A 25,318-nucleotide genomic window follows, 5' to 3' on the forward strand; every position below is an offset into this window, starting at 1 on the left:
AATACAGAGGCAGTAAGGGATATGAGTGAGCAAAACTACAGGGAAGACCGTTATACCTCGCGTGATGGTCTCAGTCTTTATTACCGGGTCTATGAAAACAGCAACAGCACCAAAACGCCGTTGCTCTGCATCCACGGGATTACACGAAATTCAAAGGATTTCCATGACTTTGCCAGCTTGATGCAACAGGACCGCCCTGTAATCAGCATGGATGTGCGCGGCCGGGGGCAATCGGACTATGATCCGGAATATCATAACTACCAGATTCCCGTCTATGTGGCCGACATGTTTGAATTGATGGATCATATTGGACTTCCCACAGTAGTGGTCGTCGGCACGTCGATGGGGGGGCTGGTCGGCATGGGCATGGCTGCGGTTCAGCCGGAGCGCGTCAGGGCCATTGTCCTCAATGACGTGGGACCGGTTATCGAACAGACGGGCATCGACCGCATCTGGACCTATGTCGGGAAAACCGCCACCGTCCGCAGCTGGGATCAGGCCGCCAACATCCTGAAAACCATGAACATCGAGAATTTTTCCGACTACACCCAGGACGATTGGCTGAAATTTGCCAACAATACCTTCCGGGAACAGCAAGACGGCACCCTGGTCGCCGACTATGACCCCCATGTGGGGACCGCGGTGCGGGAAAGCCAGGAAGCAGCCGTCCCGGAGGACATGTGGCCGCTGTTCGAATCTCTCGCCGCCATTCCGATTCTGTGCCTGCACGGCGCCATGAGCGATATCCTGTCCGCCGAGACCGTGAAAAAAATGAGCGACCTTCATCCGACCTTCACCGGCGTCACCATTGCCCACCGCGGCCATACACCAGACCTGCGTGAAGATCAGAGCGTTACAGCCATTAGGGATTTTCTCGGAAAAATTGACGGCTAGAACAAGCCGAACTGGCCCTTGTCGTCCTCTTCCCGGCCGGTAGCCGGTTCCCGGCAGGCGGGGCCATCATGGCGGGCGCTGTTGACATAGGGCGACACCCGGTAATAGTCGAGCCGGTCTTCCAGAGCCGTCGACAGTTTGTCGAAGATATGCCGGTCCGGCGGATCGGACGGCCGGAGCCACAGGTCATAGTCATCGGGATGAGGCATCACCGGCATACGGTCATGAATGTCGCGGATTTTCCCCGTGGCCGGTTTGGTGACGATACTGACGCTTTCCAGCCAGTCGTCCCCATGCGGCCCCATCCAGATTTCCCAGATCCCGGCAAAGGCAAAAGGCTCGTGGTCGGGCAGACAGATGTGATAGGGCACCGGCGAGGCTTTGACCGACGCCTTGCTGCGTTTCCATTCGTAAAAGCCATCCGCCGGCACCAGGCAGCGGCGGCGGCGGAACGGACTGCGAAATGACGGCTTGTCGGCAATGGTCTCGCTGCGGGCGTTGATCAGCGGCTTGCCCTTCTGCAGTTCCCTGGCCCAGTTCGGTACCAGGCCCCAGCGCATCAGCGCCACTTCCTTGGGTGGCAGGGGCGCATCGGGCAAAATCGCCTGGTCCTTGTCCGATCCCGAAAGCCGGATCACCGGGATCGGCTGCAGGGGAGCAATATTGAAGCGGGAGGGCACCCGGGGTTCACCGGCCGGGGTCTTGTCGGTAAGCCCCATATACTCGAGGAATTTCTTATAGGCTTCGCTGGCCAGCGAATATCTTCCGCACATGAATAATCCCCGTATTTATCCTTGCCAAACAGTCGATTATTTCCAATAGTCCCAACATACAGGAGACGTAAAGAATGAAAAGGGATTATCCGGACCGGCCATTTGTGGCCGTCGGTGTCGTTGTGTTCAGGGATGACAGCGTATTGCTGATCAAACGCGGCAAGCCGCCGAAGCTGGGCCAGTGGTCAATCCCCGGCGGAGGCCAGGATGTAGGGGAAACCCTGCCGGAAACCGCTGCCCGGGAAGTCCTCGAGGAAACCGGCATTTCATTCGCGAACCTGCAACTGGTCGACGCCCTGGACCTGATCGACCGCGACGATAAAGGTCATGTCCGGCACCACTACACCCTGATCGACTATACTGCCGACTATGCGGGCGGCGAGCTTTGCCCCGGCGATGACGCCGCGGATGCCAGATGGGTTCCCCTTGCCGAGCTTGATCGCTATAACCTGTGGGATGACACCACAGACATCATCGAAAAAGCCAAAAGAATTGCCGGACAGTAAGAGGACTTCAGATGGAAAATTCACCGGAACAGAAAAGCAGCTACAAATGGTTCATCCCGGTTCCGACCCGCTGGATGGACAATGATATTTTCGGCCATGTGAACAATGTGAACTATTATTCCTATTTCGACACCATCGCCAACAGCTTCCTGATCCGCGAAGGCGGATTTGACATTCATAATGCCGAGGTGATCGGCTATGTGGTTCATTCCCAGTGCAATTACCTCAAGGGCATTGCCTTCCCCGACCAGCTCAGCGGTGGTTTCCGGGTCCTGAAAATCGGCAACAGCTCGGTCACCTATGGCATCGGCATCTTCCGGGGCGACGAAGAGACGGCCAGCGCCCACGGCACCTTCACCCATGTGTTTGTCAATCGGGAGAGCGAACGCCCGAGCCCGATTCCGGCCCCGATCCGCGCCGCCCTGGAACGGGTCCTGGCGGAGGCGGCGGAATGACGGAAACGTCGAAATCACAGAGATTTCTCGGCTCCCTCAAGGTTCATTTGCGCCTGATCGGCATCGCCACCCTGTTCGGGCTCACCGCCTATGGCGTCATCCACCTGATGATCTGGCTGTTCAAACTTGTCAATTTAATGTAGTTTCCTGTTCATGTATCCATCCTTCAAGAAATTCGCCGGCATTATGGCCATTCTGATTGGCCTCGCCATATACGCGCTTGTGGTCACACGCCTTATTGAGGCCTTTTTCGCCGAACATATTGTGCTCCAGTTGATCTGTTATTTGATTGCAGGTATCGTCTGGATATTTCCTGCATACTGGGTGCTTAAGAAGACCAGCACATAAAACAGGGGAAGTTATGTCAAAAGTTCTTAATCTATTTCTCGTGATCAGTGGCTTATTCCTTGCCGGCTGCGCCAGTAGCGGCCAGGGTGACGAACCTGTGGACGGCAGCAAATACCGCCAGGACCAGGACGGCACCAACTATGCCAATACCTATGACGAAAAGAGCATCATGAATGCCGCCTCCGACTTTCTTGGCGGCGGTTCCGAGGCCTTGGCCAAATTGATTGAAAAAGCCTTCAAGGACCACGGCCGCCCCAACGCCTATATCATCGGCACCGAAGGCAGCGGCGCGCTGGTGGTCGGCCTACGCTATGGCGACGGCACCCTGTCCCACAAGGTGGAAGGCGACAGCCGCATCTACTGGACCGGCCCCTCCATCGGATTGGATGTGGGCGGCAACGCCTCGCGGGTGTTTGCCCTGGTTTATAACCTTTACGACGTCCAGGAAGTCTACCAGCGCTTCCCCGCCATTGAAGGCAGCTTTTATTATATCGGCGGCCTGGGCATGAACTACCAGCAGCGCGGCGATATCATTATCGCGCCGATCCGTGTCGGTGTCGGACTACGCGCCGGAGCCAACCTGGGGTACATGAACATGACCAAGGACCGGACCTGGCTTCCGTTCTAGGAATAATCTTCACAGGAGGGCCATCAGGCCCTCCGCCGTCAACCTCAGCCCCACCACGAACAGAACCCCATAGAAAAAGATGTAAAACATCCGGTCGGAGGCATGATAGTGCAGCCAGCCGCCAAGCCAGATGCCGAGCGGCGCCAGCGGCAGCAGGATCAAAGAGGTTGTCAGATTGCCGAGGGTCAGTTGTCCGAGCCAGGTATAGGGGATCAGCTTGGTGTAGTTGACCACGGTAAAGAACACCACCGAAGTGCCCACCAGCAGGGTCTTATCCAGTTTCAGAGGCAGCAGGTACAGCGCCACCGGCGGCCCGCCGGCATGGGCGACGAAACTGGTGAAGCCGGACAGCATGCCGAAAAAGCCGCCCTTGGCGGCATTGTGCGGTTTGGCGACCAAATCCCGCTTGCGTACCTTGCCGTACCAGAAATTGAGCACGAAATAGAGCGCCATCACGCCAACCATCAGGCGCATCATGTCCACATTCATCAGATGGAAGGTTGCCGTGCCGATGCCGATGCCGAGCAGAGCCCCGGGGATCATGGACTTCAAGGCTTCCGTGTCCCAGATCTTGCGGAACTGCCACAGCGCCAGCAGGTCCATGATGCACAGGATCGGCAACATGATCGCCGCCGCCTGACGCGGATCGATCAACAGCGACATCAGCGGCACGGTTATACTGCCCAGCCCGCTGGCGAAACCGCCTTTGGACACCCCAGTCATCAAGACCAGCGGTGCGGCGAGGGCGAAAAACCACAGGCTGTCGACCATTCCCCGGGACTTACCCGGTTATCTTGTGGAATTCGAAAGTTTCGTGATCGGACAGGGTCGGCTGGAATTTATAGCCGTCCATATCAAACTCTTTCAGCTTTGCCGGATCCTCGATCCGGTTCTGGATGATATAGCGGGCCATCATGCCACGAGCCCGTTTTGCCATCATGCCGAGCGAGCGGGCGTGACCGTCCTTGACCTGTTTGAACACCGGGGTGATCACCTGGGCCTTGAGCGCCTTGGGCTTGACCGCCTTGAAATATTCGTTGGAGGCGCAATTGACCAGCACCGGTTCCTTTTCACCCTCCAGTGCCTCGTTGATTCCTTCCGCCAGGGTGTCGCCCCAGAATTCATAGAGATTGCGGCCGCGCGGGTTGGAGAGCCGGCTGCCCATCTCCAGGCGATAAGCCTGCATCAGGTCCATCGGCCGCAGCAGGCCATAGAGCCCGGACAGGATGCGCAGGTGATCCTGGGCATAGGCAAGGTCCTCCTCACTCAGGGTTTCCGCATCAAGTCCCACGTAGGTATCGCCCTTGAAAGCGAAAATGGCGGGACGGGCGTTGGCCGGAGTGAAGGGAATGGAGAAATCATGAAAACGATGATAATTGAGGTCAGCCAGCTGGTCGCTGATTTTCATCAGGCCGGCAATATCATTGCGGGTCAGCTTGCGCGCGGTCTCGATCAGTTCCAGGCTGTCGTCCAGATACTCCGGCTCGCTCCAGCTTTTTACGCTGACGTCAGTTTCGTAATCCAGTTTTTTTGCGGGTGATACAATGACCAGCATGCCCTGCTCCGTTTCCTGTAATTCTTCAAATAAATGATCTAATCCCTTATATAGGCAAATTTTCAGAATTTAAACCTTCCTCCGACTGCATAGTGGTCATGCAGTTCTTTTACTTGAAAAAAATGTCCTTTCACCGTTTAGTGACTGGCTATATGAACAAAAGCATGCTTTTATCCTGACCATGGCGCATCGGGGTGACAAATACCGCCGGAAAAAGAGAATTATGACAAAAACCAAAGGTTCGAGAAGACCGCATCACGACCTGACCACGGGATCAATCCCCAGCCATCTGATCAGAATGACCCTGCCGCTGGTAATCGGATTGCTGGCCAATATGGCCTACGGTCTGGTGGACCTCTATTTCGTCGGCATGCTGGGGGACAACGAACTTGCCGCGATGGGTTATGTGACCAGCGTTACCATGCTGCTGATCTCCGCCTGCATCGGCCTTAGCGCCGGGACGTCGTCCGTCCTGGCTCGTGCGTCCGGTCGCAAGGATCATGACGCTATTGTCTGTCTCTCCACCTCCAGCTTCTATCTGACCCTGCTGATCTCATTGGGACTGAGCCTGATCGGCCTGATCACAATCAATCCGCTGTTCACCCTGATCGGCGCCAATGAGGCCATCCTGCCGCTGATCCGGGACTATATCGTGATCTGGTACATCTCCAGCATTTTCGTCATTGCCCCGATCGTCGGCATGGCGGCCATGCGGGCCATGGGCGACACCATGACCCAGACCAAAATCAATATTGCCGCCGCCATCGCCAATGTGATTCTGGACCCGATCTTTATTTTCGGCTGGTTCGGCTTTCCACGCCTGGAAATCCAGGGCGCAGCGCTGGCCACGGCGATTGCCCGCGGCGGCGTTTTCTTTGCCATCTACGGGGTGCTCTACTACCGGTTTGAAGCCATAGAATTTTCACGGGCTATCCTGGAAAGATTCAGGGAGGCCGCCCGCAGTATCCTGCAGGTGGCGGTTCCCGCCGCGGCCACCAATATGATTATCCCGGCCGGAAACGTGGTCCTGATCGGCATTATCTCCGGCTACGGCCAGAATGCCGTCGCCGCCACCAATGTGGCCGCGCGAATTGAATCCCTCTGCCTGGTGTTTTTCTTCTCCCTGTCCGCGGTGATCGGCCCTGTGGTCGGGCAGAACCTGGCCGCCCACAAGTTTGACCGGATTGAGGAAGCGCTGAAAACAGTCCTCGCCTTTTGCCTCGCCTGGGGGGCAGTGCTGGCCGTGACCATTGCTTTGCTCGCCAATTTCCTGGCCGGCCAGTTCAGTGACGATCCCTATATCATCGAAAAAGCCGTGGCCTACCTCTATCTGATTCCGGTCTCTTACGGCGCCTATGGATTCGTCATGTCCGCCAACGCCTCGTTTAACGGCATCGGACGTCCCCTGCCCGGGGTGATTGTCAGTACCCTGCGCACAGTCGTGCTGCCGCTGCCGATCATTTATTTCGCGTCCATGTATTATGACCTGCCGGTGATTTACGGCATCACCAGCGCCTGTAACATTGTTGCCGGTGCAGTGTCCTTTTTCTGGGTGATGAAAACGGTGCGTGACCTTCGCCCCGAACCCCGGCCCGCCACTCAGGTTTCCGGCTAATCCTCCGCCAGAGCCGCCTTGACGGGCGGCTCCCACAGCTCGATCTTGTGCCCCTCCGGGTCCAGGATCCAGGCGAATTTGCCATAGGATTCGTCGATCCGCTCGGGCAGGACCTCCACCCCCTCGGCCTCCAGTTCGGCCACCACACGGTCCAGGTCGTCGACCCGGAAATTGAACATAAAGTCGTGGTGAGGCCCGCAATAGTCCGTGTCCCGGGGAAACATGGACAGGAGGAGATAGGCCTCACGGGGATTGTCGATATTTTCGTAAACCGGAAATCTCACACTGTCATAATCATCAAATTCAAAGCCCAGATGGCGGCTGTACCAGTCCTTGAGCTTTTCCCTGTCCCTGACTTTGAAAAAGAACCCGCCGGGTCCGACAATGCGCGCCATAGCTGTCTCCTTCCTGCTTTAGGATGAAAGATGTTTTTCCCAGTAGGTGCGCGCCAATACTTCAGCTTCCGGGACATCCCGCGCCACCCCTTTCAGGTAGAGGGCCTGGGCGGCGGTGCCCAGAATGGTCCTGAAAGCGACGGAATCTTCGGCCTTACCATACCAGACATCCCGGAAATGATCGAGCGAGACGATACGGTCCGTCTGTTCATGTTCCTTCAGCGAAGCCGGCCAGCTGGATTTTTCTTCGGTCCCGTCGATCACGGTAAACAGGGATATCGGTTTGAACGGGGTGCGCTCCGCCTCCCCGCCGCCGCCCTTGATCACGCCAAGGCGCGGCTGTTCCAGCAACAGAGCCGCTTCCCGGTTGAGGTTGATATAGGGCGGATGGAAGATGCCGAGGAACAGGGTATCGGCATGCAATGGATTGATCAGCCGCACCGCGGTGTTGATGATGCTGCGCACGCCGAGCAGATTGCGCATCTGCAGGAATTCGAGGATGCGGGGGCAGAAATTCCGGAGCGGCAGGAAGGCAAAGTTATCCAGTGACAGCTTCTCGGAGGCCTCGGCCAGATTAATGCAGGCACCCTCGTCAATTGCCGCAAGACAGTCCTCGGTGGGAATGCCGTTCTCCAGATGGCTGTTATAGCCGTGCATAAACACTTTGTGGCCGTTTTCCGCCAGCAGTTTGGCCGCCAGCAGGAACCAGGGCAGGCCGCGGCTCTTGCCCGCCGAATAGCTCGGCCAGTCGATCAGGTCCTGATACTCGGTAATGGCCGCCATCTCCAGGCTGTCACGGATTGCCTCGACGATCCCCGCCAGTTCCGCCGCATCCTCGCTCCGGTAGCGCAACAGCAAAAGCAGCGCCCCAATCTGCAGATCCGCCATGTCCCCGCTCAGCGCGCCGGCAAAGGCCTCCCGCGCCTCCTCCCGGGTCAGGTGCCGGGACTTGGTCGGGCCACGCCCGAGGATGCGGATAAATTCGGAATATTTATTCATGAGCGGAGCGGAAACAGACAGTCCATGACTTCCACGCTGGGGCTGCCCTTTACTTTGTAGGCTGCGGCAACCGTGGAAAACAAATCGGAGTTCCGGTAGGCCGCCTGGGCCTCCTTTGTTTCCCACACGTATATCCCGCCATAGGTGTTGGGCTGTTCCATCGCCACATAATATTTTTGCAGGAGTCCCGGCACGGTCTCGAAAGCCGGATTGCGTTCCTTCGCCACGGAAAGCACCTCGTCGTAGGATAGTTCCGATTCAAAGCGGACAATATGGATAAACATGGACTTATCTCCTGTTTAGTTTACAGCCCCAGCAGAAACAGGACAATCGCCAGGATTGCCCCGACAAAGGGAATCACCACGGTCAGGGCCGCCACCGGCAGGTAGGCGGACTGATGGGTCTCGCCGCAGATTGCCCTGATGGTGGTCACCACATAGCCATTGTGCGGCAGGCTGTCGAGCCCGCCGGAAGAAATGGCCACCACGCGGTGCAGGGCCTCCGGGTCCACCCCCTCGGCCAGATAATGCGGCGCCAGCAACGGCAGGGCAATAGCCTGCCCGCCTGACGCCGATCCGGTCAGGGCCGCAATCACACTGACGGCCACTGCGGCGCCAATCAGTTCATTGCCCGGCAGATGGGTCATATAGTCCAGCGCTACCTGGAAGGCCGGCGTCAGTTTGGCGATGCTGCCGAACCCGACCACCGCACAGGTGTTGCTGATGGCAATCAGGGCGCCCAGGGTCGCCACCGACAAAGCCGCCCCCAGGTTTTTAAAATGCTTGCGGTAAATCAGGATGCCGGACAGCAATCCGCCCAGCAGGGCGACCACCAGCGCCGACTTGCCAAAGTCCAGGATCACGCTGAAATAAAAACTGGTGCCCAGCACCACCGCCAGCGGGACAAAGCCGAGCATCGGATTGGGCAGCACATCATAATTTTTTTCTTCCGGATCGCCTTCACGCACGTCAAAGACCTCGCCGTTGGCTTGGGCCCGGGCCATCATTTTTTCAAACCAGAAAATGCCGACCGTCGCCATGAACAGCGCAACGACGATGCTGACCTGCCAGCCCGCAAAATGGTTGGTGCCGAGATAGCTGGTCGGCAGGAAGTTCTGGATTTCCACCGATCCGGCGCTGGTCATGGTAAAGGTCACCGAGCCGAACGCCAGCGCCGCCGGGATAAACCGGCGCGGCAGGTTGGCTTCCTTGAACAGGCTGAGCGCCATGGGAAACACCGAGAAGGCCACGACAAAGACACTGACCCCGCCGTAGGTCAGGATAGCGCAGGCCAGGATCACCGCCAGCGCGGCATGCCTCATGCCGAGTTTCTGCACAACCCAGTGGGCGACACTATCCGCCGCCCCCGAATCCTCCATGACCTTACCGAACATGGCGCCGAGCAGGAAGACGATAAACCAGTCCTTGAGGAAACCGGCGAAACCGGTCATGTAATCCACGGTAAAGCTGGCCTGCCCCCCCTCGGCCATTGGCGGCAGGATGGCAATGCCGCTGGTCAGCGCTACCAGCAGCGCACACAGCGGCGCCGCAATCAAAATATTCATCCCGCGGATTGTCAGGAAAATCAGGAGAATCAATCCACCGACCAGGCCTGCCATACTCAACATTATTGTTCCTCCCCTTGGAATTACTTAAATACGCACCATATCAATTTTATAAGACTTTAAAACTATGACGTGTTCGCTCCTGCATCAAACATTTTCACCAATTGCAAGCTAATCTTTTTAAATTATCCAGATGCATTAATCCAAGGTTCATGACATAGTGTTTTTATTAACGAAATTGTTTCCGTGTAGGTCGCGCTGTAAACCACTCGTTAATCTATTTAGGGGATAATTAACCATAACCTCAAGTCGGCCATTATTTTTTAGTATCTTTTTCAAAGACTTATAAAACCAGTTTTCTCTGTACCCGGAAAGTTAATAACCGGAATCAGAATTTGGGAGGGAAGTTGTGCCACCGGCACGGCGCCCCAGATACTAAAACACTGGCAGTCGCGCCACGGCATTGCTTCCTTCTGACGACACGGTCGGAAATGGAACGAGGCCACTATTAATCAAAGCCTGTTCGTAACCCGCAAATCCGGCCGGTCCTGTACTAAACCAAAGCCTGGAGTTGCCACGATGACGAACGAAACAGACCTTTTTGATCTTTACTCAAACCAGTATGAAAATCGCAAGGAAACTGAGATGTCCCTGCGGGAATACCTGCACGGTTGCGCCGAAGATCCCATGATGTATGCCAGTTCAGCGGAAAGGATGATCCACGCCATCGGAGAGCCCGAGCTGATCGATACCTCCAGGGACGAGCGCCTCGGCCGGATTTTCATGAACCGTACCATCAAGAGGTACAAGGGCTTCGAAAATTTCTATGGCATGGAAGAAACCATCGAGAGAATCGTCGGCTTCTTCAAACATGCCTCCCAGGGCCTGGAGGAACGCAAACAGGTCCTCTATCTGCTGGGACCAGTCGGCGGCGGCAAATCCTCCCTCGCCGAACAGCTCAAGACCCTGATGGAAAAATGCCCCATCTATGTGCTGAAAGCCGGTGATGAGATCAGCCCGATCTTTGAATCCCCGCTTGGCCTGTTTGACCCGGAACGCATGGGCGATCTCTTCGAAGAGAAGTATAAGATCCCCCGTCACCGGCTGACCGGGCTGATGTCTCCCTGGGCTTTGAAACGGCTGGACCAGTTCGAGGGTGATCTCAGCAAATTCTCTGTCGTGAAAATCTTTCCGTCCAAATTGCGCCAGATCGGCATCTCCAAAACCGAGCCGGGCGACGAAAACAACCAGGACATCTCCACCCTGGTCGGCAAGGTCGATATCCGCAAGCTGGAATATTTCAGCCAGAACGACAGCGACGCCTACAGCTATTCAGGCGGCCTGAACCGCACCACCCAGGGGATCCTGGAATTTGTGGAAATGTTCAAGGCGCCGATCAAAATGCTGCATCCGCTGCTGACCGCCACCCAGGAAGGCAACTATGTGGGCACGGAAAACCTGGGCGCCATTCCCTACCAAGGCACCATCCTGGCCCACTCCAACGAGGCGGAATGGCAGAGCTTCAAGAACAACAAGAACAACGAAGCGTTCATCGACCGCGTCTATGTGATCAAGGTACCCTATTGCCTGCGCGTGGATGAAGAGGCCAAAATTTATGACAAGCTTCTTGCCAATTCGGACCTGAATACCAGCCACTGTGCCCGGGGAACCCTGGACATGCTGGCGCAGTTCAGCGTGCTGTCCCGCCTGCGCGAACATGAAAACTCCAACCTCTATTCCAAAATGCGGGTCTACAACGGCGAAAACCTCAAGGATGTGGATCCCAAGGCCAAGCCGATGCAGGAGTACAAGGATATGGCCGGCGTGGATGAAGGCATGAACGGGATTTCCACCCGTTTCGCCTTCAAGATCCTGGCCGAAACCTTCAACTATGACACCAAGGAAGTGGGCGCCGATCCGGTCCACCTGATGTATGTGCTGGAAAAAGCCCTGCTCCGCGAGCAGCTGCCCGAGGATACCGAGAAGAAATATCTCGAATTCATCAAGGGCGAACTGGCCCCGCGCTATGCGGAATTCATCGGCAATGAAATCCAGAAAGCCTATCTGGAATCCTACAGCGACTACGGCCAGAACCTGTTTGACCGCTATATTTCCTATGCGGACGCCTGGATCGAAGGCCATGACTTCAAGGATCCGGACACCGGCCAGTTGCTCGACACCAAGATCCTGGATCAGGAACTGAGCAAGATTGAAAAACCGGCCGGCATCTCCAATCCGAAGGATTTCCGCAATGAGGTGGTCAAATTCGCCCTGCGGGCCCGGGCCAACAACGCCGGGCAGAATCCGAAATGGACGTCCTACGAGAAACTGCGCTCCGTGATCGAGAAACGCATGTTCAGCAAGGTCGAGGACCTGCTGCCGGTGATCAGCTTCGGCAGCAAGAAGGACAAGGACACCGAACACAAACACCATGAATTTGTCGAACGCATGAAGGATCGCGGCTACAGCGAGCGTCAGGTTCACAGGCTTGTGGAGTGGTACATGCGGGTCAACAAGGCGGGATAATATCCCGCCCCCTCCCCGTCATTGTCCCTTTAAGGAGTAAAATCGCGTATGATGCACATAATCGACAGAAGGCTGAACCCCAAGGGTAAAAGCCTCACCAACCGGCAAAGATTTATCCAGCGCGCCAGGAAGCAGATCAAGAAAGCTGTCGACGACGCGGTCAAAAACCGGAAAATTTCAGATATAGATTCGTCAGAACAAATTCGCATTCCCTCCGAGGGACTTGACCAGCCCCGCCTGGTCGGGGACAAAAGCAAGGGTATCCATGACCGGGTCCTGCCGGGAAACAAGGAATTCATGCCCGGCGACCGCATCAAACGCCCCGAACAGGGTGGCGGCCAGGGCGAAGGCGGCAGCGAAGCCAGCGAGGACGGCGAAGGCGAAGATGCCTTCAGCTTCTCCCTCACCCGGGATGAATTCCTTAACATCCTGTTCGAGGATATGGAACTGCCCGATTTCGTCAAAACCTCCATCAAGGAAGAAATGGTCACCGAATTCCACCGGGCCGGCCACAAACGGGAAGGGTCGCCCGCCAACCTGAACCTGAAGCTGACCATGCGCAACAGCCTGGCGCGGCGCCTGACCCTGAAGCGCCCAAGTCAGGAGGAAATTGACGAGCTGGAAGAAAAAATCACCGCCCTGCACGCCAAGAAACGCAAGAGCGAAAAGGATAAAAAAGAGCTTGAATATCTGTCCGGTCAGCTGGAGGTAAAGAAACGCCGGCGCAAGCTGGTGCCCTATATCGATCCGATCGACGTGCGCTATACCAGCTTCACCGAAGAGCAGAAGCCCAACACCCATGCGGTGATGTTCTGCCTGATGGACGTCTCCGGCTCCATGAGCGAAATGCACAAGGAACTGGCCAAGCGCTTCTTCATGCTGCTGCATCTGTTCCTGAAAAAGCAATACAGCAAGGTGGATATTGTCTTTATCCGCCACACCCACCACGCCAGCGAAGTGGATGAGGAAACCTTCTTCTATTCCCGGGAAACCGGCGGCACCATCGTGTCGACCGCCCTAGAAGTGATGGAAAATATCATCAAGGAGCGGTATCCGCCCGACGACTGGAACATTTATGCCGCCCAGGCCTCCGACGGCGACAACCTGAACAGCGATAATGCCCATTGCCAGTATATGCTGCAGGAGCGGCTGCTGCCGCTGTGCCAGTATTTCGCCTATGTGGAAATCTGGGACCGGGAAGAGTCGGAAATGTTCATGGGTGCCAACGGCACCACGCGACTGTGGCAGGCCTATGACGAGGTGCAGAAGAAGAACCGCAATTTTGCCATCCGGCGCGTGACCAAGGCCGCGGACATCTTCCCCGTCCTGCATGACCTGTTTGCCAAGGACAAGGAAAGCACCGGAAGATCACGCGCGAGTCAGACACAGGAGGCCGTATAACATGGGCGCAAAGAAGAAGAAAACCGCGGCAACCCCTCTCTATGAAGGCGCAGAATGGGACTTTGAAACCGTCGACAGGACGTTTCGGGCCATTGAGGATATCGCGCTCAATGAAATGGGCCTGGATGTCTATCCCACCCAGGTGGAAGTCATTACCTCGGAACAGATGCTGGATGCCTACAGCTCCATCGGCATGCCGATGATGTACAACCACTGGTCTTTTGGCAAAAGCTTCATTCGCGACCAGACCATGTACCAGAAGGGATACCAGGGGCTGGCCTATGAGATCGTGATCAATTCCGATCCCTGTATCTGCTATATCATGGAGGAAAACTCCATGACCATGCAGGCCCTGGTGATGGCCCACGCCGCCTTCGGTCACAATCATTTCTTCAAGAACAACCATCTGTTCCAGCAATGGACCGATGCCAGCGCCATTCTGGACTACCTGCAGTTTGCCAAGAACTACATCGCCAAGTGCGAAGAGCGTTACGGCTACCGCGAGGTGGAAAAAATCCTCGATTCCGCCCATACGCTCCAGGACCAGGGCGTCGACCGCTATACCCGGCCGGTCAAGCTCGATGACAAGAAAATGCAGGAACGGGAGCTGGCCCGGCTGGAATATGAACAGTCCCAGTTCAATGACCTGTGGCGCACGATTCCGGACATGAAAGACAAAAGCGGGGAAGAACTCGACGGCATGGAAAAGGCAGTGGCCACCAAGATGGGCATCCCTGAATCCAACATACTGTATTTCCTCGAGAAAAACAGCCCGGTCCTGGGCCACTGGCAATCGGAAATCCTGCGTATCGTGCGCTCCATCGCCCAGTATTTCTACCCCCAGCGTCAGACCAAGATGATGAACGAGGGCTGCGCCTGTTATGTGCATTACCATCTGATGAACCGTCTCTATGAAACCGGACAAATCACGGAAGGCGCCATGCTGGAATTTATCGATTTCCATACCCGCGTGGTGGCCCAGCCGTCCTTTGACAGTCCCTATTTCTCCGGCATCAACCCCTATGCCCTGGGCTTCAATATGATGCAGGACATCCAGCGCATCTGCGAAAACCCCACCGATGAGGACCGGGAATGGTTCCCCGACATCGCCGGCAACAACAAACCCATGGAGACCCTCAAGCACGCCTGGGCGAACTTCCGGGACGAAAGCTTCATCCTGCAGTATCTGAGCCCCCACCTGATGCGGGAAATGCGGCTGTTCAACATCCATGACGACAGCAACCAGCCCTTCATCGAAGTGGACCATATCCACAATGCTTCCGGCTACAAGGCGGTGCGCGAGGCCCTGTCGGCGCAATATTCAGTCGCCAATATGGATCTGGATATCCAGGTCAGCCGGGTGGATATGGCCGGCGACCGCAAGCTGACCCTGACTCACAGCATGAACAACCATATCCCCCTGTCGCAGAAGGAAACGGAGCAGGTGCTGGCCCATCTGCGCCGCCTGTGGGGCTATGATGTTGTCCTGAAAAGCGTTGACCCGATCACCGGCGAGGTGATGCAGGAAACCTGCGGCTGAGAGTGCCTGCTTCACAATAAAAAAGGCAGCCAAACGGCTGCCTTTTCTTCTGAACCTCAAATGGCGAAATCACTGTTCGCCGACAAAGGCGCCGGCCGCTTCCTGGCCGTTGCCGTAAAGCTCCCAGGTGCCGCCGATCTCGACGGCGTTGGGACCGTAGAATGCGCCATTCACAGTGCCCTCATAGCCCGCACCCTGTGTGGCGGCATCAGCGTCGCCAGTGAACATTCCGTTGGCAATGGTGCCTTCATAGGAAAAATCCACCCAGTCAGTGAAACCGCTGCCCTGACTAAGCGCCATGTCCTGGAAATCGGTGGTTATTGTATTGTTCCCAAAGTCCGCCGTCGCCGTCAGACTTCCCCGAACCGCATAGACATCGGGATCACCCGCGACGGCAGTGGCCTGGTACAAAAATCCGTCGACATAGCCCCTGTAGGTCGCTGTACCGGTGGTCGGTACGTTGTCAGTGGTCACCCCGAACACGGTATAGCCACGGGCAGTATTGAACCCGTTTGTGCTCACAACCCCGTCGGTCTTCGACCACTGGCCAAAACTGACATAGGACAGGTTAATTGTTTCATTTGTGGTGGTAAACGGAACATCGATATCCACCCCTACCCGCAAAACCGTCAAGGTGTTGGAGTCATCCTGGGTAAAGATAGTCTGTTCACTGCCAACTGTACGCGTCGTGCCCGTGGTGTCAAAATCGAGATTTACGTCGCCGTCATCGCCCTGATTGGAAATCGTGACATCAAAGCTGCCATCCGTATTTACACCGACAACCGCGTTTGCACTTTCGGTATGGTTTGACGCATCGATCGTTTCGGTAGCTCCCTCCACTTTCACCAGCACAATACTGGAAAAACTGTTGAAGTCCTCGGACACCTGGATATCGTCAAGGCTGTCATTGCTCGTCGGCGTGATAGGCGCTGTCGGCGCAGCCGTGCTGCCCCCGCCCCCACCGCAGGATGCCAGCAAAAGCGTGCCGGCCACTGTGAACATAAGATTTTTAGACAATTTTCGGGTCAAAACGACTCCCCCTTCTTCAATAGAATCCACCTGAATTTGCTGCTTATGGTAGTGTATCTATATGAATGAGCCGTTAACAAATGTTCTAATTCAAGTCATTAACCGCCATTCGTTTGACCCGGAGATAGCTGATCCCGAGCAGGATGAAAACCAGGACCAGAGCCCGCATGACAAGATGATCTTCGTTGAGGGAGAAATGCATCATGGCGCTGGCGACCATTTCAAGGGACAGGGCGAAGGCGCCGACCAGCGCCCAGCGCGGGATAAGCAGTGAAACACCGCCTGCCAGCTCGACAGCGCCCAGGGCTTTGACGCCCCAGAGCGGCAAACCCCATGAATCATAGCGGGCCAGTTGTGCCTCGACACCAGCGATCTTCCCCAGACCAAGCGAGACAAACACCAGAGCCAGAACCAGGCTCAGGACCCAAACGGTTGCTTTTACAAGCACATCCCCGTTCATCTACCGTTATCCTCCACCGTTTATGGGGGAATTATAGGCAGAATTTGCCAGAAAAAACAAATGTAACAATTTTATGAATCCGCATTTGCAGGTCACGCCGGAGGCGCCGCGTGAAAAAAGGCCGCTGGAAACGGCCTTTTCGTAAGGTCACACTCCGGCCGAAACCATCAGTCGGATTTTTGCCCGTGCGGCGACATGCGCAGCAGAATATCGTCCTTTTTCACGAAATGATGATACAGCGCCGCGACCACATGCAGGATGAAGGCAAAGAATATAGTCCAGGCGCAGATTTCGTGAATTTCACCGAAAACTTCCGCCAGTCCTTCATTTTTTGACAAAATCAGCGGGAATTCAAACAGGCCGAAAAATGGCACGGAATGGCCGCCGGCGGCCGAACCGAGATAGCCGGAAACGGGGAACAGCAGCATCAGCAGCATCAGCAGCCCGTGGACAGCATGGGCCAGCATTTTTTCCCATTTCTGCATACTTTCGGGAAAAACCGGGATCGGGTTGGTCATGCGCCAGTACATGCGGAACAGAATAAACAGCAGCGCCAGCATGCCGAAGGCCTTGTGAATATCATAGAGGCCGAATTTATACTGCATCTGTTCGGGCGTTTCCCGCGGCAATTCATGCATGTAAAGGCCGAGAACCCACATGCCGATAATCAGGATTGCCATGATCCAGTGCAGGGCACGGGCCACACTGCCGTAGGTGGTTTCGGTATTTCTCGCGGACATCACATCCTCCTCTTTCTTCCAAACAATAGCGTTTTTATTCAGTCCCTATGGAATATTACGCAGCTGAGCTGCTATTCCTTCTTTTTAAACCTGTTGGCGATGTTGGTCACATTCATCAGCAGCCACACCGGCACCACCACAATGGCGCCCAGGACCACATAGTCCGCCGCCCACTGGATGCCGGACCAGGCCGTATCCACTATTTTACCGATGGTTTCCGGCAGGTCTTCGATCAGTTCCGCCGGCGTAATGTCAAAATAACTGAGCGCCATGCCGACAAAGAGAGAGGCAATGATAAGCTTCCAGACAATTCCCAGCACCCTTTTATTCATCCGGCTTGTCCTCCAGTTCTTCCTCTTCCAGATCATAGCGCAACTGGCGCATCAGGTCGCCTATCGCCCGTTTCTGGTCTTTCTCAAGTTTTATGGTGGCTGAAATCACGGCCAGCTCATTCATGGCAAACTCATAATCCTTGTCTTCCGCCGCCGCGACAACGCGCCCGATCCGGGCCCGAAGGTCCTCGTTACTATCGGAAAAACTGTCAAGCAGCCGCTCCTCTACGGTCTTCTTGTGCCTGGTGTCCAGTTTTTCACAGGCCGCCAGATGACCGATCATAAAGATCGCCGGTATCAACCATAAAAGCCGCATATTATCTAGTTATCCTTGTCTGTCTTCCAGTCCCATAGCCGGTAAGTCTATAATCTAACACCAAAAAAGACAATCCCCGCCGACCGGAAGGCCGACGGGGATTTATGGTTTGCGATACTGTCCGGTTACAGGTCGAAACGATCCGCATTCATGACCTTGGTCCAGGCGGCAACAAAATCCTGGACGAATTTTTCCTTATTGTCGTCCTGGGCGTAGACTTCCGCATAGGCCCTGAGGATCGAGTTGGAGCCGAAGGTGAGATCCAGTTCGCTCGCCGTCCATTTGACCTCGCCCGACTTGCGGTCGCGGATTTCATAAACGCCGTTACCTGCCGGCTCCCAGCGGTTTGCCATGTCGGTCAGGTTGACAAAGAAATCGGTCGTCAACGCGCCCTCACGAGCGGTGAAGACCCCGTGTTTGGAACCGCCGTGGTTGGCGCCCAGCACCCGCATACCGCCGACCAGGACCACCATTTCCGGCGCCGTCAGGCCCATCAACTGGGTCCGGTCGAGCATCAGTTCAGCGGGGCTGACCACATAGTCCTTCTTGAGATAATTGCGGTAACCGTCATGGACCGGCTCCAGCGGTTCGAAGCTCTCCGCGTCGGTCATTTCGGCCGTGGCGTCACCACGGCCCGGCGCGAAGGGAACGGTGATGTCAAAGCCGGCTGCCTTTGCTGCCTGCTCGATACCGACATTCCCTGCCAGGACGATGGTATCCGCCACGCTGGCACCGGTATCGCGGGCGACCCCTTCCAGCACCTCGACAACCCGGGCCAGGCGTTCCGGCTCATTACCGTCCCAGTCCTTTTGCGGCGCCAGGCGGATGCGGGCGCCGTTGGCGCCGCCGCGCATGTCCGAGCCGCGGTAGGTGCGGGCGCTGTCCCAGGCCGTCGCGACCATATCGCTGATGCTCAGGCCGCTCTCGGCAATTTTCGCCTTTACCGCGTCGACGTCATAGGAAGTGTTGCCCTCTGGGACCGGATCCTGCCAGATCAGGTCTTCCTGCGGCACATCGGGGCCGATGTAACGGGCTTTCGGCCCCATGTCGCGGTGGGTCAGCTTGAACCAGGCCCGGGCGAACACTTCACGGAAATAGTCCGGATCCTTGTAGAATTTCTCGGAAATTTCCCGGTACACCGGATCCTTGACCATGGCCATGTCGGCGTCGGTCATGATCGGATTATAGCGGATCGACGGATCCTCCACATCAACCGGCTTGTCTTCTTCCTTGATGTTGACGGGCTCCCACTGCCAGGCGCCGGCCGGGCTCTTCTTCAGCTCCCAGTCATAGGTGAACAGCAGGTAGAAATAGCCGTTATCGAACTGGGTCGGATGGGTGGTCCAGGCACCCTCGATGCCGCTGGTGATGGTATCGCGGCCCATGCCCTTGCCGTTCGGGTTTTTCCAGCCGAAGCCCTGTTCCTCGATGGGCGCGCCTTCCGGGTCGGGACCCAGCAGGCTGGCATCGCCGTTGCCGTGACATTTACCAACGGTATGGCCGCCGGCGGTGAGCGCCACGGTTTCCTCGTCATTCATGGCCATGCGGGCGAAGGTCACCCGCACCGCTTCCGCCGTTTTCAGCGGATCGGGCTTGCCGTCAACCCCTTCCGGGTTCACATAGATCAGGCCCATCTGTACCGCAGCCAGCGGATTCTCCAGTGACTCCTCGGACTCGCTTTCATAGCGATCCTTGGCCAGCCACTCTTTCTCGGACCCCCAGTAGGTATCTTCTTCCGGGGCCCAGATATCTTCCCGGCCGAAGCCGAAGCCGAAGGTTTTCAGGCCCATGGTTTCATAGGCGACCGTACCGGCCAGGATGATCAGGTCCGCCCAGGACACCTTGTTGCCGTATTTTTTCTTCAGCGGCCACAGCAGACGACGCGCCTTGTCCAGGCTCACATTGTCGGGCCAGCTGTTCAGCGGGGCGAAGCGCTGGTTGCCGGTGCCGCCACCGCCACGACCGTCAGCGATGCGGTAGGACCCTGCCGCATGCCAGGACATACGGATCATCAGGCCGCCATAGTGACCCCAGTCAGCCGGCCACCAGTCCTGGCTGTCGGTCATCAGCGCCCGCATATCATTCTTGAGCGCTTCGAAGTCCAGCTTCTTCAGCTCTTCCTGATAGTTGAAGTCCTGACCCATGGGGTTGGTCTTGGTATCGTGCTGATGCAGGATATTTAAATTAAGGGAATTGGGCCACCACTCCATATTGGACATACCGGAAGAAGTATTGCCGCCGTGCATGACCGGGCATTTTCCGGCGTTTGCGGTCTTGGATGATTCTGACATTATTAGTCTCCTGGATGCTGTTGAATTGAATGCAACGCTTTACTCACCACAAACTCTATCAACCCCAGAGCATTCACTAAAATATATTGTTTTTATATAATCGATATATATTCCTTATCGAACCTCTTGCACCCTATTATACATGATGAAGATGAATATAAAAAAACAAACCCCGTCAGCGCAAAAGCCGACGGGGTTACAGTTACAGGTTTTTAGGCCTGGGAGGTATCTCTGTCTTACCCTTTCGGATGCCAGCGGCTCTGGATCACCCGGTAGCGGTTGGAAACATAAGCGGTATCGGACAGCGCCGCATTGGCGGCCGGATTGGCGCCGGTGGCATGGAAGTCACTGAAGGCGGCGGTCTGGTTGACGAACACGCCGCCGGTCAGGTTGAAGGACACAGCCACGCCGGACTCACAGGCGACTTCCTCCGCTTGGGCAAGGACCGAATCAGAAGAAGACCAGATGCCGAAGCTGATGGCGCCGTGGTTTTTCACGCTGTCTTTGACAATAGCCAGGCTGTCGGTGGTATCCTTGGTTTTGACCACAAAGGAAATGGGACCAAACAGCTCTTCCTTGTAGGAGCTCTCGTCTCTGGCTTCCAGGATCAGCGGGGTGCGGATGCGGGCATTCTCGAACCCTTCCATGGGCACTTCCCGCGGCGCCAGCAGCACATTGTCGCCGGCTGAATATTTCTCAATCCGCGCCATAGTGGCGTCGCTCTGGATCGCGCCCAGCACGGCGGAAGCCCGCTGGTCGTCGGAGTTGAACTTCTCAACACCCTTGACGATGGCTGCAACCACTTCGTCATAGGACTTGTGGCCGTCTTCGGTTTCAATACCGCCTTCAGGGACGAAGATATTCTGCGGTGTGGTACACATCTGGCCGCTGTAGAGGCTCAGGGTGAAGGCGATGTTGCCGACCATGCCGCGAAAATTGTCGGTGCTGTCGATGACAATGCAGTTGACACCGGCTTTCTCGGTATAGACCTGGGCCTGTTTGGCATTGTCCTCCAGCCAGTTCCCGAAGCCGGTGCTGCCGGTGAAGTCGATCAGTTTCACTTCATCCTTCAGGGCCAATTCCTTGGTCACCGGAGCAGCGGCATCATCCACCACCAGGGTGACGACGTCGGGGCTGAAGCCGGCTTCTTTCAGCACATCACGGGCGATCTGCACGGTAATGGCCAGCGGCAGCACGGCGCCCGGGTGCGGCTTGACGATCACGGCGTTGCCAGTCACCAGGTTGGCGAACAGGCCAGGGTAGCTGTTCCAGGTCGGGAAGGTGGAGCAGCCGATCACCAGGCCGATGCCGCGCGGCACAATGGTGAATTTCTTGTCCATCACCAGCGGGTCATGCTTGCCCTGCGGCTTGACCCAGTGGGCACTGGCCGGGGTGCGCTTCATATCTTCATAGGCATAGGCCACGGCCTCGAGGCCGCGATCCTGGGCGTGCGGGCCGCCGGCCTGGAAGGCCATCATGAAGCCCTGCCCGGTGGTATGCATCACCGCAAAGGCGATCTCAAAGCTGCGCTTGTTGAGCCGGTCGAGGATTTCCATGCAGACGCCGGCGCGGGTATCCACATCCGCCTTGCCCCAGCTGTTGCGCATTTCGTCCACCACCGGCACCAGCTTGTCGATGTCAGCCTTGGGATAGGTGATGCCCAGGTCAAAGCCATAGGGGGACTTTTCTGCGCCGACAGTTCCTTCCGAACCCGGCTGGTCGATTTCAAATGTCTTGTTCAGGTAGGACTTGAAGGCGTTTTCGCCGTCCTTGTTGGCGGTTTCCCCGTACACTTTCGGACTCGGCATTTCCGGATAGGCCGTCCAGTATTCGCGGGTGCGGCTGGCCTCGATCGCTTTGTTCAAGGTTTCCTTATGCTTCTCAAATAAGGGGGAAACAGACATTTGCATTCTCCTGAGTGTGACAGATAAGCCTCGGGCCGAGCGTACGCTTGCCGAAATCATAATTTTTATTGACCGGCCCCTGAAATCATGTAAATTAATAAACCGAACGGTTGGTCAATTCAAGAAAAATATAATATTTTATATTTAAAACAATACCGTTTAGGTCTAAAATAAAGTGAGATTGACCAGCAAAACCGCTTTAAGACGCGCAACAGGGTAGCTTTCCATGTCTCATTCTACGAATTTTGACACAATCGAGTTTGAAATCAATGATGGTCTGGCTGTTTTAACGCTGAACCGGCCCGACTCCCTGAACAGCTTCAATAAACAGATGCACGAGGAAATGCAGCAGGCGCTGGATATCCTGACTGAAGCGGAAGGCCTGCGCTGTGTCCTGCTCACCGGCAACGGCCGCGGCTTCTGCGCCGGCCAGGACCTGTCCGACGCCGCCGTGCTGCCCGGTGGCGATCTTGGTGAGTCGATTGAAAACTATTATAATCCGATGATCCGGAAGATCAGCGCCCTGCCCGTCCCGGTGATTTGTGCCGTGAATGGCGTGGCCGCCGGCGCCGGGGCCAACATTGCCTTTGCCTGTGATATCGTGCTGGCTGCGAAAAGCGCCAAATTCATCCAGGCTTTCTGCAAGATCGGCCTCGTGCCGGACAGCGGCGGCACATACATGCTGCCGCGCCTGGTCGGCCATGCCCGCGCCATGGGCCTGGCCCTGCTTGGCGACGCTGTCGGCGCCGAACAGGCCGAAAACTGGGGCATGATCTGGAAGGCTGTTGATGACGAGGCCCTCAGGGAAGAAGCCCTCAAACTGGCGCAAAATCTGGCGACCCAGCCGACCAAAGGCCTCGGCCTGATCAAGAAAGCCCTGCAGGCCAGTCTCGGCAATGACCTGGACAGCCAGCTGGAAATGGAAAAAGCCTTCCAGCGCGAGGCCGGCTATTCAGACGATTACCGGGAAGGCGTCGAAGCCTTCCTCGAAAAAAGAAAACCTGAATTCACTGGCAAATAGAACGAACAATTTCCTACAGGACTGATTTATGACTGCTCTCGACCTTTCCTCCCCCGTTGCCGTAATCGGTGCAGGCGCCATGGGCGCAGGTATCGCCCAGGTGGCCGCCACCGCCGGCCACACGGTATATGTATTTGACATGTCCGAAGAAGCCCTGGAGCGGGGCATCAGCCAGATCAGCACGTTCCTGGCCCGCTCGGTCGAAAAGGGTAAAATGGAGGAAGCCGACAAAGACGCCATTCTCGGCCGGCTGCACAAGGTTTCCACCTTGGAGGAGCTGAAACCGGCCAAGCTGGTCATCGAAGCCATCGTTGAAAACCTGGACGTCAAGCGCAAGGTGTTCGGTCAACTGGAAGACATCCTGTCCGACGACGCCATCCTTGCCTCCAACACTTCTTCACTGTCCATTACCGAAATCGGCGCCACACTGAAACGGCCGGAAAATCTGGTCGGCATGCATTTCTTCAACCCGGCCCCGATCATGAAGCTGGTGGAAGTGATCCGCGGTCTCGCCACCAGCGACGAGATCGCCGACATCGTGTTTGATACCTCGGTGGCCTGGGGCAAGAAAACCGTTTTTGCCAAATCCACCCCGGGCTTTATCGTGAATAGGGTCGCCCGTTCCTATTACGGCGAAGCCCTGCGTGTCGCCCAGGAAGGCGGCGCAGACTATGCCACCATCGATGCCTGCCTGCGCGAAGCCGGCGGTTTCCGCATGGGCCCGTTCGAACTGATGGACATGATCGGTAATGACGTCAACTTTGCCGTCTCCAATTCAGTTTACAACGCCTACTATCAGGACCCGCGCTTCAAGCCGAGCCTGATCCAGCAGGAAATGGTTGCCGCCGGACGCTTTGGCCGCAAGAGCGGACAGGGTTATTATGATTACCGCGACGGCGCGGAAAAACCGGAACCGGCCACCGCAGAAAATTATCCGGCCCCGGAAAAAGTCACCGTGCTTGGCGACAGCGTCCTGATGGAGCCGCTGGTGGAGCTGGCCAAAGACGCCGGTATCGACCTGGTTTATGAAGAGGAAAGCCCGGAAATCGGGTTCCGTATCGGCGACCTGCTGGTGACCCCGACCAATGGCGCCACCGCCACCGAAATGACGGTGCTGACCGGGGAGCCAACCGTGGTCTTCGACCTGGCGCTGGACTATAAAACCTGCTCCCGCATCGCCATTGCCAAGGCTGACCAGTTGACCGATGTGGCGCTGGAAGCTACCGCCGGTTTCTTCCAGGCGCTGGGCAAGAAGGTCAGCGTCCTTGATGACTGCCCCGGCCTGATTGTCATGCGCACCGTCGCCACCCTGGCCAACGAGGGCGGCGACGCCGTCTACCAGGGGGTGGCCACCCCGGACGCCGTGGATACCGCCATGCAGTTCGGCGTGAACTATCCCAAAGGCCCCATGATCTGGGCCCAGGAGGTTGGCCTGTCCCTGATTGTGGAAGTGCTCGACAGCCTCGCCGTCTTTTACGGCGAAGACCGCTACCGGGTTTCCCCGTTCCTGCGTCGCGCCGTCATTGCCGAGAAGGACATCGTATGAGCCAGAAGAATTCCCCCTACACGGATACTGCCCTGGCGAAAAGGCTGGGCGAGCATTTGTCCGCCCGCAAATCCATTGACGACCTGCTGGGAATCAAGCTGCTCGAGATTGACGCCGGATATGTTAAAATGAGCATGACCGTCACCGACGAAATGACCAATTTCTTCGGCTCGACCCATGGCGGCGCCGTGTTTGCCCTGGCGGACAGCGCCTTTGCCCTCAGCTGCAATAGTCACAATAAAGTGACCGTGGCGGCGGGTTGCAGCATTGAATATTTGCGCCCATCTTTTCCGGGCGACACACTGACGGCGACGGCGCACTTTAAGGGAGGCGCCGGCCGTCAGGGCATTTTTGATATTGAAATTAACAATCAGGACGGTGTGCTGGTCGCGGTTTTCCGCGGCAAATCCCATTCCACCAAGGACAGCATTCTGCCTGATGAAGAAACAGAGACCCAAGCCTGAAGCGGCCATTTGAGGA

Annotated in this window: 27 protein-coding genes; 13 read left to right on the forward strand and 14 right to left on the reverse strand. The window is 56.4% G+C overall.

Features of this window, described 5'->3' with window-relative positions:
• Positions 1 to 21: 21 nt before the first annotated feature.
• Complete coding sequence (locus tag FIV46_RS15475) at positions 22 to 894, forward strand: alpha/beta fold hydrolase (protein ID WP_139941829.1); 873 nt, start codon at positions 22 to 24, stop codon at positions 892 to 894.
• Here FIV46_RS15475 and FIV46_RS15480 read toward each other — a convergent pair.
• On the reverse strand, positions 891 to 1,667 hold the full coding sequence (locus FIV46_RS15480; protein WP_139941830.1) for an SOS response-associated peptidase: 777 nt from the start codon (positions 1,665 to 1,667) through the stop codon (positions 891 to 893). The two genes, FIV46_RS15475 and FIV46_RS15480, sit on opposite strands and share 4 nt — an antisense overlap.
• 74 nt (positions 1,668 to 1,741) lie before the next feature.
• Here FIV46_RS15480 and FIV46_RS15485 point away from each other — a divergent pair, with 74 nt between their 5' ends.
• The 5 genes from FIV46_RS15485 to FIV46_RS15500 are packed head-to-tail and all read left to right on the forward strand — an operon-like array spanning position 1,742 to position 3,604.
• Positions 1,742 to 2,173: an NUDIX hydrolase gene (locus FIV46_RS15485; protein ID WP_139941831.1), complete on the forward strand. Its 432-nt coding sequence runs from the start codon at positions 1,742 to 1,744 to the stop codon at positions 2,171 to 2,173.
• Between the two features lie 11 nt (positions 2,174 to 2,184).
• Positions 2,185 to 2,628, forward strand: a complete 444-nt coding sequence (locus FIV46_RS15490; protein WP_139941832.1) for an acyl-CoA thioesterase — start codon at positions 2,185 to 2,187, stop codon at positions 2,626 to 2,628.
• Entirely contained in the window at positions 2,625 to 2,771 is a 147-nt protein-coding gene (locus tag FIV46_RS18125; protein WP_181163264.1) for a hypothetical protein, read from the forward strand. The genes FIV46_RS15490 and FIV46_RS18125 overlap by 4 nt, the downstream gene beginning before the upstream one ends.
• A gap of 10 nt (positions 2,772 to 2,781) precedes the next feature.
• The gene (locus FIV46_RS18430; RefSeq protein ID WP_342780450.1) at positions 2,782 to 2,976 is read left to right on the forward strand and encodes a DUF2842 domain-containing protein; all 195 of its coding nucleotides are present in this window, start codon (positions 2,782 to 2,784) and stop codon (positions 2,974 to 2,976) included.
• Positions 2,977 to 2,989: 13 nt separating this feature from the next.
• Complete coding sequence (locus FIV46_RS15500; protein ID WP_139941833.1) at positions 2,990 to 3,604, forward strand: DUF1134 domain-containing protein; 615 nt, start codon at positions 2,990 to 2,992, stop codon at positions 3,602 to 3,604.
• A 9-nt stretch (positions 3,605 to 3,613) separates the two neighbouring features.
• On the opposite strand, the gene FIV46_RS15505 is transcribed toward FIV46_RS15500, so the two are convergent.
• Positions 3,614 to 4,375 (reverse strand): sulfite exporter TauE/SafE family protein, encoded by a 762-nt coding sequence (locus tag FIV46_RS15505; protein ID WP_139941834.1) that lies wholly within the window; start codon positions 4,373 to 4,375, stop codon positions 3,614 to 3,616.
• Positions 4,376 to 4,385: 10 nt separating this feature from the next.
• Positions 4,386 to 5,159, reverse strand: coding sequence for a peroxide stress protein YaaA (yaaA, locus tag FIV46_RS15510; RefSeq protein WP_139941835.1), 774 nt, complete (start codon positions 5,157 to 5,159; stop codon positions 4,386 to 4,388).
• A gap of 223 nt (positions 5,160 to 5,382) precedes the next feature.
• Between yaaA and FIV46_RS15515 the strand changes: the two genes are divergently transcribed.
• On the forward strand, positions 5,383 to 6,774 hold the full coding sequence (locus tag FIV46_RS15515) for an MATE family efflux transporter (protein WP_181163265.1): 1,392 nt from the start codon (positions 5,383 to 5,385) through the stop codon (positions 6,772 to 6,774).
• Here FIV46_RS15515 and FIV46_RS15520 read toward each other — a convergent pair.
• The 4 genes from FIV46_RS15520 to FIV46_RS15535 are packed head-to-tail and all read right to left on the reverse strand — an operon-like array spanning position 6,771 to position 9,795.
• The gene (locus FIV46_RS15520; protein WP_139941837.1) at positions 6,771 to 7,169 is read right to left on the reverse strand and encodes a VOC family protein; all 399 of its coding nucleotides are present in this window, start codon (positions 7,167 to 7,169) and stop codon (positions 6,771 to 6,773) included. The genes FIV46_RS15515 and FIV46_RS15520 overlap by 4 nt on opposite strands.
• An 18-nt stretch (positions 7,170 to 7,187) precedes the next feature.
• On the reverse strand, positions 7,188 to 8,168 hold the full coding sequence (locus FIV46_RS15525) for a glycosyl transferase family protein (protein ID WP_139941838.1): 981 nt from the start codon (positions 8,166 to 8,168) through the stop codon (positions 7,188 to 7,190).
• Positions 8,165 to 8,452, reverse strand: coding sequence for a YdhR family protein (locus FIV46_RS15530; RefSeq protein ID WP_139941839.1), 288 nt, complete (start codon positions 8,450 to 8,452; stop codon positions 8,165 to 8,167). The genes FIV46_RS15525 and FIV46_RS15530 overlap by 4 nt, the downstream gene beginning before the upstream one ends.
• A 20-nt stretch (positions 8,453 to 8,472) precedes the next feature.
• A complete protein-coding gene (locus FIV46_RS15535) occupies positions 8,473 to 9,795 on the reverse strand; it encodes a GntP family permease (RefSeq protein ID WP_139941840.1) in 1,323 nt (440 codons plus the stop codon).
• Positions 9,796 to 10,311: 516 nt separating this feature from the next.
• Between FIV46_RS15535 and FIV46_RS15540 the strand changes: the two genes are divergently transcribed.
• From FIV46_RS15540 to FIV46_RS15550, 3 genes are read left to right on the forward strand one after another with little or no spacing between them, the layout of a single operon-like run.
• Complete coding sequence (locus tag FIV46_RS15540) at positions 10,312 to 12,258, forward strand: PrkA family serine protein kinase (protein WP_139941841.1); 1,947 nt, start codon at positions 10,312 to 10,314, stop codon at positions 12,256 to 12,258.
• A gap of 48 nt (positions 12,259 to 12,306) precedes the next feature.
• The gene (locus FIV46_RS15545) at positions 12,307 to 13,659 is read left to right on the forward strand and encodes a YeaH/YhbH family protein (protein WP_139941842.1); all 1,353 of its coding nucleotides are present in this window, start codon (positions 12,307 to 12,309) and stop codon (positions 13,657 to 13,659) included.
• Between the two features lies 1 nt (position 13,660).
• On the forward strand, positions 13,661 to 15,199 hold the full coding sequence (locus tag FIV46_RS15550) for a SpoVR family protein (RefSeq protein WP_139941843.1): 1,539 nt from the start codon (positions 13,661 to 13,663) through the stop codon (positions 15,197 to 15,199).
• A 69-nt stretch (positions 15,200 to 15,268) separates the two neighbouring features.
• On the opposite strand, the gene FIV46_RS15555 is transcribed toward FIV46_RS15550, so the two are convergent.
• The 7 genes from FIV46_RS15555 to paaN form a co-directional block, all read right to left on the reverse strand.
• Positions 15,269 to 16,228: a transferrin-binding protein-like solute binding protein gene (locus tag FIV46_RS15555; protein ID WP_219846158.1), complete on the reverse strand. Its 960-nt coding sequence runs from the start codon at positions 16,226 to 16,228 to the stop codon at positions 15,269 to 15,271.
• Positions 16,229 to 16,313: 85 nt separating this feature from the next.
• Positions 16,314 to 16,688, reverse strand: coding sequence for a DoxX family protein (locus FIV46_RS15560; protein ID WP_139941845.1), 375 nt, complete (start codon positions 16,686 to 16,688; stop codon positions 16,314 to 16,316).
• Positions 16,689 to 16,855: 167 nt separating this feature from the next.
• A complete protein-coding gene (locus FIV46_RS15565; RefSeq protein WP_139941846.1) occupies positions 16,856 to 17,428 on the reverse strand; it encodes a cytochrome b in 573 nt (190 codons plus the stop codon).
• A gap of 71 nt (positions 17,429 to 17,499) precedes the next feature.
• Positions 17,500 to 17,760, reverse strand: a complete 261-nt coding sequence (locus FIV46_RS15570; RefSeq protein ID WP_139941847.1) for a DUF6460 domain-containing protein — start codon at positions 17,758 to 17,760, stop codon at positions 17,500 to 17,502.
• The gene (locus FIV46_RS15575) at positions 17,753 to 18,076 is read right to left on the reverse strand and encodes a hypothetical protein (RefSeq protein ID WP_139941848.1); all 324 of its coding nucleotides are present in this window, start codon (positions 18,074 to 18,076) and stop codon (positions 17,753 to 17,755) included. The genes FIV46_RS15570 and FIV46_RS15575 overlap by 8 nt, the downstream gene beginning before the upstream one ends.
• A 125-nt stretch (positions 18,077 to 18,201) precedes the next feature.
• Positions 18,202 to 20,367 carry a catalase/peroxidase HPI gene (gene katG, locus FIV46_RS15580; protein WP_139941849.1) on the reverse strand — a complete coding sequence of 722 codons (2,166 nt, stop codon included), beginning with the start codon at positions 20,365 to 20,367 and terminating at the stop codon, positions 18,202 to 18,204.
• Positions 20,368 to 20,603: 236 nt separating this feature from the next.
• A complete protein-coding gene (gene paaN / locus FIV46_RS15585; RefSeq protein WP_139941850.1) occupies positions 20,604 to 22,271 on the reverse strand; it encodes a phenylacetic acid degradation protein PaaN in 1,668 nt (555 codons plus the stop codon).
• Positions 22,272 to 22,497: 226 nt separating this feature from the next.
• Between paaN and paaG the strand changes: the two genes are divergently transcribed.
• Genes paaG through paaI form a run of 3 tightly spaced genes read left to right on the forward strand, consistent with a single transcriptional unit; the run spans position 22,498 to position 25,302 of the window.
• Entirely contained in the window at positions 22,498 to 23,292 is a 795-nt protein-coding gene (gene paaG, locus FIV46_RS15590) for a 2-(1,2-epoxy-1,2-dihydrophenyl)acetyl-CoA isomerase PaaG (RefSeq protein ID WP_139941851.1), read from the forward strand.
• 28 nt (positions 23,293 to 23,320) lie between these two features.
• Positions 23,321 to 24,838 (forward strand): 3-hydroxyacyl-CoA dehydrogenase, encoded by a 1,518-nt coding sequence (locus FIV46_RS15595; RefSeq protein ID WP_139941852.1) that lies wholly within the window; start codon positions 23,321 to 23,323, stop codon positions 24,836 to 24,838.
• Entirely contained in the window at positions 24,835 to 25,302 is a 468-nt protein-coding gene (gene paaI / locus FIV46_RS15600) for a hydroxyphenylacetyl-CoA thioesterase PaaI (protein ID WP_139941853.1), read from the forward strand. The genes FIV46_RS15595 and paaI overlap by 4 nt, the downstream gene beginning before the upstream one ends.
• Positions 25,303 to 25,318: the final 16 nt, after the last annotated feature.

The organism is Emcibacter nanhaiensis, from assembly GCF_006385175.1.
GTDB classification, from domain to species: domain Bacteria; phylum Pseudomonadota; class Alphaproteobacteria; order Sphingomonadales; family Emcibacteraceae; genus Emcibacter; species Emcibacter nanhaiensis.

Bases quoted from the DNA above. Each gene is read 5' to 3' on its own strand.
- FIV46_RS15475 (WP_139941829.1), top strand. From the start codon at position 22: ATGAGTGAGCAAAACTACAGGGAAGACCGTTATACCTCGCGTGATGGT.
- FIV46_RS15480 (WP_139941830.1), bottom strand. From the start codon at position 1,667: ATGTGCGGAAGATATTCGCTGGCCAGCGAAGCCTATAAGAAATTCCTC.
- FIV46_RS15485 (WP_139941831.1), top strand. From the start codon at position 1,742: ATGAAAAGGGATTATCCGGACCGGCCATTTGTGGCCGTCGGTGTCGTT.
- FIV46_RS15490 (WP_139941832.1), top strand. From the start codon at position 2,185: ATGGAAAATTCACCGGAACAGAAAAGCAGCTACAAATGGTTCATCCCG.
- FIV46_RS18125 (WP_181163264.1), top strand. From the start codon at position 2,625: ATGACGGAAACGTCGAAATCACAGAGATTTCTCGGCTCCCTCAAGGTT.
- FIV46_RS18430 (WP_342780450.1), top strand. From the start codon at position 2,782: ATGTATCCATCCTTCAAGAAATTCGCCGGCATTATGGCCATTCTGATT.
- FIV46_RS15500 (WP_139941833.1), top strand. From the start codon at position 2,990: ATGTCAAAAGTTCTTAATCTATTTCTCGTGATCAGTGGCTTATTCCTT.
- FIV46_RS15505 (WP_139941834.1), bottom strand. From the start codon at position 4,375: ATGGTCGACAGCCTGTGGTTTTTCGCCCTCGCCGCACCGCTGGTCTTG.
- yaaA (WP_139941835.1), bottom strand. From the start codon at position 5,159: ATGCTGGTCATTGTATCACCCGCAAAAAAACTGGATTACGAAACTGAC.
- FIV46_RS15515 (WP_181163265.1), top strand. From the start codon at position 5,383: ATGACAAAAACCAAAGGTTCGAGAAGACCGCATCACGACCTGACCACG.
- FIV46_RS15520 (WP_139941837.1), bottom strand. From the start codon at position 7,169: ATGGCGCGCATTGTCGGACCCGGCGGGTTCTTTTTCAAAGTCAGGGAC.
- FIV46_RS15525 (WP_139941838.1), bottom strand. From the start codon at position 8,168: ATGAATAAATATTCCGAATTTATCCGCATCCTCGGGCGTGGCCCGACC.
- FIV46_RS15530 (WP_139941839.1), bottom strand. From the start codon at position 8,452: ATGTTTATCCATATTGTCCGCTTTGAATCGGAACTATCCTACGACGAG.
- FIV46_RS15535 (WP_139941840.1), bottom strand. From the start codon at position 9,795: ATGTTGAGTATGGCAGGCCTGGTCGGTGGATTGATTCTCCTGATTTTC.
- FIV46_RS15540 (WP_139941841.1), top strand. From the start codon at position 10,312: ATGACGAACGAAACAGACCTTTTTGATCTTTACTCAAACCAGTATGAA.
- FIV46_RS15545 (WP_139941842.1), top strand. From the start codon at position 12,307: ATGATGCACATAATCGACAGAAGGCTGAACCCCAAGGGTAAAAGCCTC.
- FIV46_RS15550 (WP_139941843.1), top strand. From the start codon at position 13,661: ATGGGCGCAAAGAAGAAGAAAACCGCGGCAACCCCTCTCTATGAAGGC.
- FIV46_RS15560 (WP_139941845.1), bottom strand. From the start codon at position 16,688: ATGAACGGGGATGTGCTTGTAAAAGCAACCGTTTGGGTCCTGAGCCTG.
- FIV46_RS15565 (WP_139941846.1), bottom strand. From the start codon at position 17,428: ATGTCCGCGAGAAATACCGAAACCACCTACGGCAGTGTGGCCCGTGCC.
- FIV46_RS15570 (WP_139941847.1), bottom strand. From the start codon at position 17,760: ATGAATAAAAGGGTGCTGGGAATTGTCTGGAAGCTTATCATTGCCTCT.
- FIV46_RS15575 (WP_139941848.1), bottom strand. From the start codon at position 18,076: ATGCGGCTTTTATGGTTGATACCGGCGATCTTTATGATCGGTCATCTG.
- katG (WP_139941849.1), bottom strand. From the start codon at position 20,367: ATGTCAGAATCATCCAAGACCGCAAACGCCGGAAAATGCCCGGTCATG.
- paaN (WP_139941850.1), bottom strand. From the start codon at position 22,271: ATGTCTGTTTCCCCCTTATTTGAGAAGCATAAGGAAACCTTGAACAAA.
- paaG (WP_139941851.1), top strand. From the start codon at position 22,498: ATGTCTCATTCTACGAATTTTGACACAATCGAGTTTGAAATCAATGAT.
- FIV46_RS15595 (WP_139941852.1), top strand. From the start codon at position 23,321: ATGACTGCTCTCGACCTTTCCTCCCCCGTTGCCGTAATCGGTGCAGGC.
- paaI (WP_139941853.1), top strand. From the start codon at position 24,835: ATGAGCCAGAAGAATTCCCCCTACACGGATACTGCCCTGGCGAAAAGG.